This window comes from Lapillicoccus jejuensis, assembly GCF_006715055.1.
In the GTDB taxonomy this organism is placed as follows: domain Bacteria; phylum Actinomycetota; class Actinomycetes; order Actinomycetales; family Dermatophilaceae; genus Lapillicoccus; species Lapillicoccus jejuensis.
Window position 1 is genome coordinate 3,323,480 of record NZ_VFMN01000001.1, and the last position, 11,877, is coordinate 3,335,356.

Here is an 11,877-nt window from a genome sequence, read left to right on the forward strand (position 1 = left end):
TGTCAACCAGCCGTTCTCAAGAACCGCTCAAGAAGAACCTGTGCGCCGGATGTCCTTGAGGGGTCCTTGAGCGCGCGACCGGACCGTGGAGGGACGGCGCCCCCGTCCGGCGGGCCCCGACCGTCCGCACGACCGACCGAGGAGACCTCGTGACCGACCCGTCCACCCCCCACCGCCCCGACGACCCGTCCCGTCCGCAGCACCACGGCGGCGAGCTCTGGACCCCGCCGCCGACGCCGTACGACGCCCCGCCGGTGGCCGACCGGCCGGCTCCTCGCCGCTCGCGCCGCGGTCTGTGGCGCGGCCTCGCGGTCGGCGCCGTGGCCGCGGCCGGCCTGGCCGTCGCCATCCCGGCGATCGCCGCCTCCAACCAGCAGCCCACCGGTCCGGCCGCGGCCGTCACCGGGTACGGCGAGGGCGGCCCGGCCGGTCAGCACGGCGCCGGACCCGGCGGCCGGTGCGCCCCCGGCGACGACGCCCAGGGCACCCGCGACGCCCAGGGCACCCGTCCCGATCGCCCCCAGGGCGAGGGTCGCGGCGGTCCGGACCGGGCGCCCGCGGCCCCCACCGCCCCGCAGGGGTCGGTCGAGGGGTCGGCCGAGGGCTGAGCCCACCCGACGGCGACGACGTGGGACGACGCGGGACGGCGCGTCGTCCCTCCCGGTGGGGTGCCGCGGACGGCGGCACCCCACCCCACGGACCCCGGCCGGGTCCGGGCCAGGTCAGGCTGGCCCGGACCCGGCCGGTTCGCGTCCGGCGGGCCGTGGGCCGGCCCGTGCGGCTGTGCGTCCCGTGTGCGGCGCTCAAGGCCCGCTCAAGGAACCGCTGTGGAGGCGCTGTCTTGAGGTGGCCCTGAAGGGCGGCACCCACGGTGGAGTCATGGCGGTGACCCACCGCCCCGCAGGACCGACCACGACGACCCCAGAGCGGGTCGAGAGGAGGGTGGCCAGATGGCCTCCGAGCAGTACGGACCGTACGACCCCGACCAGCCCGGGCAGCGCGACGACCGCCGCAGCCCCGGCGGCTCCGACCCCTACCGGCGCGGTGCCGACAGCACCCGTCCCGAGCCCACCGTGCCGAGCGCCCCGCACGAGCCGTCCGCGGCGGAGCGGCTGCCCGAGCACTCGACCCAGCCCATCCCGGTCTGGGCCGCCGCTCCCCGGCGCGAGCAGCCGGCGACGACCGTGACCCGGGGGCGCAAGGTGCCGTGGCGGGGGATCGCCGTCGGCGTCGTCGCCGCGGGGGCGCTCGCCGTCGCCGTCCCCGCCATCGCGCAGGGCAGCTTCGGTACGGCGTCCCGCACCGCCGAGGTGACCGCCGCGACGACCTCGAGCGCGTCCCCCACGACGTCGTCGTCGTCGCCGACGTCCTCGTCCTCGCCGTCCAGCGGGGGCTCCGGGGCCGCGGCCGGTGCCGCCGGGGGAGCGGCGGGCGCCACGGGCGGCCAGTCGTGCCCGACCCCGCCCGCCCCCGGAACGGCGCCGAAGGCCGACGGCAAGGCTCCCGCCGCGCCGAAGGCCGACGGCAAGGCTCCCGCCGCGCCGAAGGCCGACGGCAAGGCCCCGACCCCGCCCGCCCCGCCCGCCGACGGCAAGGCCCCGGCCGCGCCGAAGGCCGACGGCAAGGCCCCGACCCCGCCCGCCCCGCCCGCCGACGGCAAGGCCCCGGCCGCGCCGAAGGCCGACGGCAAGGCCCCGACCCCGCCCGCCCCGCCCGCCGACGGCAAGGCCCCGGCCGCCCCGAAGGCCGACGGCAAGGCCCCCGCCGCCCCGAACGCGGACGGCAAGGCCCCCGCCGCCGGTCCCGCCGCCGGCCCGGCGGCCGGCCAGGACGGCGCACCACAGGGCTGTGCCGGCACCCCGGCCCAGCCGAGCACCGACCCCTCGGCCCCGGTCAGCGGCAGCTGACCGACCGAGGTGGGTCGGACCGGTCGACGGCTCGCCCGGTCCGGCCCCGCACCACGGGACCGCTTCTTGCTCCTGTCCGCCCGTCCGGGGTCTTTCCCCACCCGGATCCGGGACGTTCCGGAGCAAGGAGCGGTCCTGCCGCGCGCCCACCGGCCGTCGACGGCTGCGAGGGGGAGGCGGGGCGCCGTACGGTCGGCTGGTGGCGAGCAGGTCGGCAGGGGCGCAGTCGTCGGGACCGAGCACGAGGTGGCTGTTCGGGGACCAGCTGGGCCCGCACTTCCTCGACGACCACGACGGGCCGGTGCTGCTCGTCGAGAGCCGGCGGGTCTTCGCCCGCCGCCGCTTCCACCGGCAGAAGGCGCACCTCGTCCTCTCCGCGATGCGGCACCGCGCCCGCGAGCTCGGTGACCGCGTCACCTACCTGCGCACGGAGACGTACGGCGACGCGTTGGCGCAGGTCGACGGCCCCCTCCAGGTGATCCAGCCGACGAGCCGCGCCGCCGTCGACCTCGTCCGGCGCCTCGCCGAGCAGCGCGAGATCGAGCGGCTGCCGGACCGCGGGTACGCGACGAGCCGCCGCGACTTCGAGGCCTGGGCGGAGCGTCGTACGGGCAAGCGGCTGCTCATGGAGGACTTCTACCGCGACGCGCGCCGCCGCACCGGTCTGCTCATGGAGGGCGACGACCCCGTCGGCGGCACCTGGAACTACGACCACGAGAACCGCGAGCCCGCGCCCAAGCGCGCGACCCTCGGCGTCCCGGAGCCGTGGTGGCCCACCGAGGACGACATCGACGAGGAGGTCCGCGCGGACCTCGACCGCTGGGAGGCCGACGGCGACGTCCGTTTCCTGGGCAACGACGGTCCGCGCCGCTTCGCCGCCACCCACGACGAGGCGTCGCACGTGCTGCGCGACTTCGTCGCCCACCGGCTGCCGGAGTTCGGCCCGCACGAGGACGCCGTCCTCGAGGACGACGACTGGATGGCCCACTCGATGCTGTCGGCGCCGATGAACCTCGGCCTGCTCGACCCGATCGAGGTCGCCGGCCGCGCCGAGGAGGCGCACCGCGACGGCGACGTCCCCATCGCCTCGGCCGAGGGGTTCGTGCGCCAGGTCATCGGCTGGCGCGACTACATCTGGCACCTCTACTGGCACCTCGGCGAGGAGCACCGCCACGCCAACAAGCTCAACCAGCGGCGCAAGCTCCCCGACTGGTGGCTCGACCTCGACGCCGAGGCGACCGACGCGCGCTGCCTGTCGCACACCCTCGCCGGCATCCGCGACCACGGATGGGTCCACCACATCCCGCGGCTGATGATCCTCGGCGGCTATGCGCTGCAACGGGGTTGGCGTCCTGACGAGCTGACCGACTGGTTCCACCGGGCGTTCGTCGACGGCTACGACTGGGTGATGGTGCCCAACGTCGTCGGCATGTCGCAGCACGCCGACGGGGGCATCCTCGCCACCAAGCCCTACCTCTCCGGGGGTGCCTACATCGACCGGATGACCGACCACTGCAAGGGCTGCCCCTTCGACCCCAAGGTGCGGGTCGGGGAGAAGGCGTGCCCGTTCACCGCCGGTTACTGGTGGTTCCTCGACCGGCAGCGCGAGCGGCTGGCGGGCAACCACCGGATGGCGCAGACACTGCGTGGGCTCGACCGGCTCAAGGACCGCGAGGCCCTGGTCGACCAGGAGGAGCGGCGCGGCTCCGAGCCGCCCGTCACCGCCGACCGCTGACCGGGGTCTCAGACCTCGAAGCCGAGGTGCGCCAGGGCTTGGCGCAGCAGCACCCCGTGCCCGTTCTCCATCTCGCCGAGCGAGGCCAGCCGGGCCGCCTCGTCCGGGGTGACCCAGGAGAAGTCGAGCGCGTCCTGCTGCGGGGCGCAGTCCCCGACCACCGGCACGACGAAGGCCAGCGACACCGCGTGCTGGCGCGGGTCGTGGAACGGCGTCACCCCGGGGGTGGGGAACTTCTCCGCGACCGTGAACGGCTGCGGCGACAACGGGATCCGCGGCATCGCCAGCAGCCCGAGGTCCTTCTCCAGGTGCCGGATCAGCGCGTCCCGGATGCGCTCGTGGTAGAGCACGCGACCCGAGACCAGCTCGTGGTTGATCGTGCCGCTCTGCGACGCCCGCAGCAGCAGCCCGACGGCGCTGAGCGCGCCGCGCTCGTCGACCCGCACCGGGACGGCGTCGACGTAGAGGATGGGCAGCCGCTCCCGGGCGTCACGCAGCTGCTCGGCGCTCAGCCACGCCCCCCGGGTGTCCGTCTCGGTCATGCGTCGTTTCTACCAGCCGGGCGCGGCCCGGGGGCGTGCGCCCCGGGCCACGGCCGGTCGGATCCTCAGACCGTGACCTTCAGCGCGAGCACCCGGTCGTTGTTGGTGTCGGCGACGAACAGGGTGCCGTCGGGCCCGAAGGCCAGACCCTCCGGCTCGTAGAGCGCGAGCCCGCCGAAGCGGTCGGTCGGCGCGCTCTCGGCGAGCATCGTGCCGCTCGGGGACATGACGACGATGCGGTTGTTGCCCGAGTCGGCGACGTAGACGTTGCCGTCGGGGCCCACCCGCACACCCCACGGGCCCTTGAAGGACCGGGCGCTGCCCGTCGCCTGCGTGAAGCGGGTCCACCGCCCCGACGCCGTACGGCGGGACACCGCGTTGCCGTCGGTGACCCACAGGGTCCCGTCGGGGGCGACGTCGAGCCCGGAGCAGTAGCGCAGACCGCCGATCGAGGCGCCGTTGTCGGTCTCGACGAGGGTGCCGTGCCCGTCGCGGTCGATGACGTAGCGCACGACGCGCTTGCGCGGGCTGTCGGTGACCCACAGGTCGCCGTTCGGCGCGAAGGCGATCCCCACCGGGTGGGCGAGCTCCTTGTTGCCGAAGAAGGCCGAGCGGTGCGACGTGCCGTCGGGGTTCAGCACCTCGACGTCGTTGCTCTCGCGGTTGGCGACGAAGATGACGTCCGCGCCGGGCTGGATCCGCACGTCGGTGGGGAAGGTCAGCGCGCCCGGCGTCTTGCGGTCACCGGTCTGGCCGACCTGCACGGCGCCGCTGCCGTCGGGGGCGCAGCGCACGATGGCCTGGCGCCACCAGTCGATGACCATCACCCTGCCCTGGTGGTCGACGTCGACGCCCTTGGGCTTGTTGACGCCGTCGATCGGCGGCACCCCGCCGAACAGGCTGCGGATCGGGTTGCCGCGCAGGTCGAACTCGTCGAGGCCGTAGCCGTAGAGGTCGCAGACGAGGATGCTGCCCTGGGTGACGGCCAGTCCCTTGGGACCGATGAACTCGCCGAGGCCGGTGCCGCGCTTGCCGAAGAGGAAGAGGAAGTTGCCGTCGAGGTCGAAGACCTGGATGCGCCGGTTGTCCGAGTCGGTGACGTAGACCCGGTCACGGAACACGTCGATGCCGCGGGGCAGGCCCTTGAACTGCCCCGGCAGGTCGCCGCGGCCGCCGACCTTGCGGATGATCGTGCCGTCCTCGGCGAAGATGATGAAGCCCTGGACGATCGCGTCGCACACGTAGAGCCGGTGGCTGACCGGGTCGACGACGAGCTGCCCGTAGTGCAGGTCGAGGTCCGCCCCGAGGGTCCCGATGGGCGTCCCGTCGGTGCGGAACTTCACCAGCCGGGTGTTGTTCTGGTGCCCGGCCTTGTCCGAGACGTAGACGACCTCGGTGGGCCGGCCCTTGTCGTCCAGACCGGGCCCGACGCCGACGTCGGTGATGCCGGTCATCCGGCCGGGGCCGGTGCCGCGGCCGCCGAAGGAGGTGACGGGGACGAACTGCTTGGTCATCACCGAGATGCGGTTGTTGATCGTGTCGGCGACGTAGAGCAGGCCGGCCGAGTCGATCCCCATGCCGCGCCCCGTCCCGAGGTCGTCGGTGCCGGGGATGCGGGCCTTGGCGAACTCGTAGTCGATCCTGCCGGTGGCGCGGTTGACGGCCACGAGCCGGTAGCGGCCGTTGTCGTTGACGTACCAGTAGGTGGCGTCGGCGACGACGTCGGTCGGGTACATGTCGGCGTAGGCCGGGCCGAGGACGAGGTGGTCGAAGCGGACGGTGCCGGCCGCGTGCGCGGCGGTCGGGGCGAGCCCGCCGGCGGCGGCGACGGCCCCCGTGGCGCCGAGGGCGCGCAGGAGCGTGCGACGGCTGAGGGCGGTGGCGGGGTCCAGCGGGAGCGGGATGCGGTCGGGCAGGGTCAACGGGGGGCTCCTCCGAGTCGAGACGCAGCCCGTGCTGCGTCGTCAGCCGCGCGGACGCCCCTCGGCGCCCGCGCCGACCGACATGGTGGCGGACCTCCCAGCCCCGTGGGGGCTTATCCGCAGAGTTCCCCCAGCCGCCCGGGCGGCGCGGCGGCAACCGGCTCGCCCGGGCCCCGGTCGCGCGCCTACACTGGCCCGCAGAGACGCCCGAGCCGTCATCAGCGGCGAGTCTCCGGAAGAACGGTCCGCCCGTGCCCGCCCGGCACGGACCCCGGGCCCGGTAGACCCGGACGGGTGGGCCCGTGACAGCCCGTGAACGAGAGGCCGGACGACGACCCGCGCGGACCCAGCGGGCGGGGCGCCGTACGGCAAGCGAGGTGGTACCGCGGTGGGCCCCGGCCCGTCGTCCTCGTGGTGACACGACCTGAGACGACCAACCCCCTCGCAGGAGCCCCGCATGGCCTACCCCCGCGTCCGCACCGGGTCCGCCGCCGACCGCGGCGAGAGCCCCGCGCCCACCGGCGTCCCCTCGAGCCCCCGCTTCCCGGAGATCGAGGAGCGGGTGCTGCGCTACTGGGACGAGGACGGCACGTTCGTCGCCTCCGTCGAGCAGCGCGAGGCGGGCACCGACGGCGCCAACGAGTTCGTCTTCTACGACGGGCCACCGTTCGCCAACGGCCTGCCGCACTACGGCCACCTGCTGACCGGCTACGTCAAGGACATCGTCCCGCGCTACCAGACGATGCGCGGGCGCCGGGTCGAGCGCCGCTTCGGCTGGGACACGCACGGTCTGCCCGCCGAGCTCGAGGCGATGAGCCAGCTCGGGATCAAGACCAAGGACGAGATCGTCGAGCTCGGCATCGAGCGGTTCAACGCCGCCTGCCGCGAGTCGGTCCTCAAGTACACCGGCGAGTGGCGCAGCTACGTCACCCGGCAGGCGCGCTGGGTCGACTTCGACCACGACTACAAGACGCTCGAGCCGGAGTACATGGAGAGCGTCCTGTGGGCGTTCAAGAGCCTGCACGACAAGGGGCTGGTCTACGAGGGCTTCCGCGTGCTGCCCTACTGCTGGAACGACCAGACGCCGCTGTCCAACCACGAGCTGCGGATGGACGACGACGTCTACCAGCAGCGCCAGGACCCGGCCGTCACCGTCGGCCTGCGGCTCGAGACCGGCGAGCTGGCCCTGGTCTGGACGACGACGCCGTGGACGCTACCGGCGAACCTCGGGATCATGGTCGGTCCGGACATCGACTACGTCGTCGTCGAGGCCGACGTCACCGGTCGGACCGAGCGCTACGTCCTCGGCGCGGCGCGGCTCGCGGCCTACGCGCGGGACCTGTGGCCGGACGAGGCGGGGGAGAAGGGCTTCGACCCCACGACCAAGGTGCTCGAGCGGCTGACCGGGAACGACCTCGCCGGGCGCTCGTTCACGCCGCCGTTCTCCTACTACCTCGGCCACGAGAAGGCGCACCGCGTCTTCCTCGCCGAGTTCGTCACGACCGAGGACGGCACCGGGCTGGTCCACACCGCCGGCGCCTTCGGTGAGGAGGACAAGGCGGTCACCGACCGCGAGGGCATCGAGCCGGTCATCCCCGTCGGTCCTGACGGACGATTCATCTTCCCGGTCACCGACTACGAGGGGATGCAGGTCTTCGACGCCAACAGCCACGTCATCGACGACCTCAAGGCGGTCACCCGCGGCGAGGCCGAGCACGGGGCGGCGACCGAGGGCACGGTGCTCCTGCGCCGCGAGACCTACACGCACAGCTACCCGCACTGCTGGCGCTGCCGGCAGCCGCTCATCTACATGGCCGTCTCCAGCTGGTTCGTCGAGGTGACGAAGTTCAAGCAGCGGATGGTCGAGCTCAACGAGCAGATCGACTGGACCCCGTCGCACATCCAGCACGGCCAGTTCGGCAAGTGGCTGGAGAACGCCCGCGACTGGTCGATCACGCGGAACCGCTTCTGGGGCAGCCCGGTCCCGGTCTGGAAGAGCAACGACCCGCGCCACCCGCGGGTCGACGTCTACGGCTCCTTCGAGGAGCTCGAGCGCGACTTCGGCACGCTGCCGCGCGACGAGCACGGCCGCCCCGACCTGCACCGCCCGTACGTCGACCGCCTCACCCGGCCGAACCCCGACGACCCCACCGGGCAGTCCACCATGCGCCGGGTCGAGGACGTCCTCGACGTGTGGTTCGACTCGGGGTCGATGAGCTTCGCCCAGGTGCACTACCCGTTCGAGAACGCCGAGTGGTTCGAGCACCACTTCCCGGGCGACTTCATCGTCGAGTACATCGGGCAGACCCGCGGCTGGTTCTACACGCTGCACGTCCTGGCGACCGCGCTGTTCGACCGGCCGGCGTTCTCCTCCTGCGTCAGCCACGGCATCGTCCTGGGCTCGGACGGGCAGAAGATGAGCAAGAGCCTGCGCAACTACCCCGACGTCTACGAGGTCTTCGACCGCGACGGCGCCGACGCGATGCGCTGGTTCCTCATGAGCAGCCCGATCCTGCGCGGCGGGAACCTCGTCGTCACCGAGCAGGGGATCCGCGACGGCGTGCGCCAGGTCCTCCTGCCGCTGTGGAACGCGTGGTCGTTCTTCGCGCTCTACGCCAACTCCGCCGACGGCGGACGGGGGTACGACGCCCGCTGGTCCACCGCGTCGACCGACGTCCTCGACCGCTACCTGCTGGCCAAGCTGCACGACGTCGTCGAGCAGCTGCAGGCCCAGCTCGACGCGTACGAGGTCGCCGACGCCTGCGACACCGTCCGCGGCTTCCTCGACGTGCTCACCAACTGGTACATCCGCCGGTCGCGCGACCGGTTCTGGGGCGGGGAGGACGACGACGCGCACGCCGCCTTCGACACCCTCTACACGACGCTCGAGACGGTCACCCGCGTCGTCGCCCCGCTGCTGCCGCTCACCGCCGAGGAGATCTGGCGGGGCCTGACCGGTAGCCGTTCGGTGCACCTCACCGACTGGCCGGACGCGGGCGACCTGCCCACCGACGAGGCGCTCGTCGCCGCGATGGACCGGGCCCGCGACATCTGCTCCGTGACGTCCTCGCTGCGCAAGGCCGAGAGGCTGCGGGCCCGGCTGCCGCTCGGCGGTCTCACCGTCGTCACCGACGAGCCGGTCGCCCTCGAGCCGTTCGCCGGCGTCGTCCGGGACGAGGTCAACGTCAAGGACGTCCGGCTCGTCGACCTGGTGTCCGCGACCGAGGCCGACTTCGGGGTGCAGCAGCGGCTGTCGGTCAACGCCCGCGCCGCCGGCCCGCGGCTCGGCAAGGACGTCCAGGTCGCCATCCGCGCCAGCAAGACCGGCGACTGGTCGGTCGACGCCGAGGGTGCGGTCACCGCCGGCGGTCTCGCCCTCCAGGAGGGCGAGTTCAGCCTCGAGACCGTCGTCGAGGGCGGCGCCGACGCGGGCCGCGCGGTCGCGATGCTGCCCGGTGGGGGCTTCGTCGTCCTCGACACGGCGGTCACGCCCGAGCTGGCGGCCGAGGGCCTGGCCCGCGACGTGGTCCGCGCGGTGCAGCAGGCCCGCAAGGAGGCCGGCTTCGAGGTCGGCGACCGGATCTCGTTGACCCTCACCGGTTCCGACGCGGTCTGGGACGCGGTCACGTCGCACCAGCAGCTCATCATGAGCGAGACGCTCGCGGTCCAGTTCGGGGCCGCCGGCGGTGGTCGCGAGCTGCCCTCCGTGCCCGGCGCGCACACCGCGTCGGCCACCGTCGGCGAGGACGAGAAGGTCCACATCCTCGTCATGAAGATCGGGTCGTGAGCACCGTGACCCTCACCGTGCGCGTCGCCGGACCGAGCGACCTCGAGTCGGTGCTGGACGTCGGGCACCGCACCTGGCCGCCGACGTACGAGCCCATCGCCGGTCCGGACTACGTGCGGATGGGTCTCGCCAAGTGGTGGACCGCCGAGGCCACCCGCCCGGCGCTGTCCGCCGGTCGGGTGCTGCTCGCCGAGGACGACGGCGACCCCGTCAGCGGGACGCCCGTGCGGGTGGTCGGCATGGCGTCGTACGGGCCGATGAACGGTCGGGCGGTCCTGTGGAAGCTCTACGTCCTGCCCGAGTCGCAGAAGCTCGGTGCCGGCGGGGCGCTGCTGCGCGCCGTCGTGGACGCCGTCGCGCCGACGTACGACGAGCTGCGCCTGGCCTACCTCGACGGCAACGAGAAGGCGGCCGCGTTCTACCGGCACCACGGATTCAACGAGATCGAGCGCGAGCCCGGTGGGACGGGGATGCCCGACCAGGTGTGGATGGCCCGGGCGCTGACGACGGAGGAGGCACGATGAGCCCGAGCGGACGGCCCGACGCGGCGCAGCAGGAGGCCGCGCGGCGGCTCGAGGTCGAGAAGCGGGTCCGGCAGGTGGAGGCGGAGATCCTCGCGCGTGCCCCCGAGACCCACGTCGACCCGAGCCTCGACGAGATCCGGGCGGTGATGGAGCTGCTCGGCGACCCGCAGCACACCTTCCCGGTCATCCACCTCACCGGCACCAACGGCAAGACGACGACGGCGCGGATGGTCGAGGCGCTGCTGCGCGAGGCGGGGCTGACGACGGGGCGGTTCACGTCGCCGCACCTGCACTCGTTCCGCGAGCGGATCTCGATCGGCGGTGAGCCGATCTCGGCCGAGCGGCTCGTCGAGGTCTACGACGAGGTGCTGCCGATGGTGCAGCTGGCCGACGCGCGGTCCGTCGAGAGGGGAGGCGGGCGGCTCAACTTCTTCATGATGTCGGTCGTCCTGGCCTACGCCGCGTTCGCCGACGCGCCCGTGGACGTCGGGGTCGTCGAGGTCGGCCTCGGCGGCCGGTGGGACGCGACCAACGTCGCCGACGGCCAGGTCGCGGTCGTCACGCCGGTCGACCTCGACCACACCCGCCTGCTCGGCGACACGGTCGAGGAGATCGCCACCGAGAAGTCGGGGATCATCAAGCCCGGTGCCATCGCGGTGTCCGCGGTGCAGGAGCGCGACGTCGCGGAGATCCTCGTCGAGCGGTCGCAGGAGGTCGGGGCGCGGCCCGTGTTCGAGGGCGTCGACTTCGGCGTCGTCGCGCGGGAGGTCGCCCTCGGCGGGCAGCTGCTCACCCTCAAGGGGCTGGCGGGGGAGTACCCCGAGGTCTTCGTCCCGCTGCACGGCGAGCACATGGCGAGCAACGCCGCCGTCGCGCTGGCCGCCGTCGAGGCCTTCCTCGGCGGCGGGGAGACGGCGCTCGACGCCGACGTCGTCCGCGCCGGCTTCGCGTCCGTGACCTCGCCCGGTCGGCTCGAGGTCGTGCGCCGCTCGCCGACCGTGCTCGTCGACGCGGCGCACAACCCGGCCGGCGCGCGGGCGCTGCGGGCCGCCCTCGACGACGCGTTCACCTTCACCCGGCTGGTCGGCGTCGTCGCGATCTTCGCCGACAAGGAGCCGCTGGAGATGCTCGAGATCCTCGAGCCGGCCCTCGACCACGTCGTCGTCACCCGCAACTCCTCGCCCCGCTCGATCCCCCCGGACGAGCTGGGCCGGATCGCCGTCGAGGTCTTCGGCGAGGACCGGGTCACCGTCGTGCGCGACCTGCCCGACGCGCTCGACCGGGCGGCGGGTCTGGCCGAGTCGACCGGCGACGCCAGCGGCATGGGCTCCGGCGTGCTCGTCACCGGCTCCGTCGTCACGGCCGCCGACGCCCGGATGCTGCTCGGCCACACCGACACCTGAGACCCGGACGCCAGCCCCAGCACCCCACTTGTTGCTGCTTTTTGACGCCCGACGGCG

8 protein-coding genes are annotated in these 11,877 nt (G+C 73.7%); 6 read left to right on the forward strand and 2 right to left on the reverse strand.

Going from position 1 to position 11,877, the window contains the following annotated elements; genetic code table 11:
• Positions 1-149: 149 nt before the first annotated feature.
• The 3 genes from FB458_RS15430 to FB458_RS15440 all read left to right on the forward strand — a co-directional run bounded on the left by FB458_RS15430 (position 150) and on the right by FB458_RS15440 (position 3,642).
• The gene (locus FB458_RS15430; RefSeq protein WP_141849273.1) at positions 150-608 is read left to right on the forward strand and encodes a hypothetical protein; all 459 of its coding nucleotides are present in this window, start codon (positions 150-152) and stop codon (positions 606-608) included.
• A 342-nt stretch (positions 609-950) separates the two neighbouring features.
• Complete coding sequence (locus FB458_RS15435; protein ID WP_141849274.1) at positions 951-1,907, forward strand: hypothetical protein; 957 nt, start codon at positions 951-953, stop codon at positions 1,905-1,907.
• A gap of 199 nt (positions 1,908-2,106) precedes the next feature.
• Positions 2,107-3,642, forward strand: coding sequence for a cryptochrome/photolyase family protein (locus FB458_RS15440; RefSeq protein WP_141849275.1), 1,536 nt, complete (start codon positions 2,107-2,109; stop codon positions 3,640-3,642).
• 8 nt (positions 3,643-3,650) lie between these two features.
• On the opposite strand, the gene FB458_RS15445 is transcribed toward FB458_RS15440, so the two are convergent.
• On the reverse strand, positions 3,651-4,184 hold the full coding sequence (locus FB458_RS15445) for an NUDIX hydrolase family protein (protein WP_141849276.1): 534 nt from the start codon (positions 4,182-4,184) through the stop codon (positions 3,651-3,653).
• Positions 4,185-4,249: 65 nt separating this feature from the next.
• Positions 4,250-6,106: an NHL repeat-containing protein gene (locus tag FB458_RS15450; protein WP_141849277.1), complete on the reverse strand. Its 1,857-nt coding sequence runs from the start codon at positions 6,104-6,106 to the stop codon at positions 4,250-4,252.
• A 457-nt stretch (positions 6,107-6,563) separates the two neighbouring features.
• On the opposite strand from FB458_RS15450, the gene ileS reads away from it, so the two are divergent.
• The 3 genes from ileS to FB458_RS15465 are packed head-to-tail and all read left to right on the forward strand — an operon-like array spanning position 6,564 to position 11,820.
• Complete coding sequence (gene ileS, locus FB458_RS15455) at positions 6,564-9,893, forward strand: isoleucine--tRNA ligase (protein ID WP_141849278.1); 3,330 nt, start codon at positions 6,564-6,566, stop codon at positions 9,891-9,893.
• The gene (locus FB458_RS15460) at positions 9,890-10,417 is read left to right on the forward strand and encodes a GNAT family N-acetyltransferase (protein WP_246061276.1); all 528 of its coding nucleotides are present in this window, start codon (positions 9,890-9,892) and stop codon (positions 10,415-10,417) included. The genes ileS and FB458_RS15460 overlap by 4 nt, the downstream gene beginning before the upstream one ends.
• Positions 10,414-11,820 (forward strand): bifunctional folylpolyglutamate synthase/dihydrofolate synthase, encoded by a 1,407-nt coding sequence (locus FB458_RS15465; RefSeq protein ID WP_141849279.1) that lies wholly within the window; start codon positions 10,414-10,416, stop codon positions 11,818-11,820. The genes FB458_RS15460 and FB458_RS15465 overlap by 4 nt, the downstream gene beginning before the upstream one ends.
• Positions 11,821-11,877: the final 57 nt, after the last annotated feature.

What these genes read in the sequence shown, in the direction of transcription:
- FB458_RS15435 (WP_141849274.1), top strand. Translation starts at nt 951, where the DNA reads ATGGCCTCCGAGCAGTACGGACCGTACGACCCCGACCAGCCCGGGCAG.
- FB458_RS15445 (WP_141849276.1), bottom strand. Translation starts at nt 4,184, where the DNA reads ATGACCGAGACGGACACCCGGGGGGCGTGGCTGAGCGCCGAGCAGCTG.
- ileS (WP_141849278.1), top strand. Translation starts at nt 6,564, where the DNA reads ATGGCCTACCCCCGCGTCCGCACCGGGTCCGCCGCCGACCGCGGCGAG.
- FB458_RS15465 (WP_141849279.1), top strand. Translation starts at nt 10,414, where the DNA reads ATGAGCCCGAGCGGACGGCCCGACGCGGCGCAGCAGGAGGCCGCGCGG.